The organism is Salifodinibacter halophilus (genome assembly GCA_012999515.1).
Lineage (GTDB): Bacteria > Pseudomonadota > Gammaproteobacteria > Nevskiales > Salinisphaeraceae > Salifodinibacter > Salifodinibacter halophilus.
The window spans coordinates 1-260 of sequence record JABEEB010000386.1 but is presented as its reverse complement, the minus strand read 5'-3'; the positions used below and the strand labels follow the sequence as shown (position 1 = coordinate 260).

General features: G+C 75.0%; 1 protein-coding gene. It reads right to left on the bottom strand.

Going from position 1 to position 260, the window contains the following annotated elements; genetic code table 11:
• On the bottom strand, positions 1 to 260 hold a 260-nt coding region (locus tag HKX41_12135; GenBank protein ID NNC24884.1), incomplete at both ends, for a hypothetical protein.

The following is a 260-nucleotide window of genomic DNA, read 5'->3' as shown; positions in this document are numbered from 1 at the left end:
CCCGAATAGGGGCCGTGCTGTTCCAGCCCGGTCACCAGGGTCGCCAGCAGATCGGTCTTGGACACGCCGTCGGGGCCGACGCCGGCGTCGATCGCCAGCGCCAGCAATTCGCCGTTGCCGGCGTCGCCGTGGCAGGCGCAATGGTTCCAGCCCAGGCCGGCGCGCCAGGTCGCGGCGGCGGCGGCGCGCAAGGTCTCGCGCGTTTGCGGTTGCGCGCAGTCGCGGTCCAGGTCGGCGCGGGCCAGGCCGATCCCCACCGC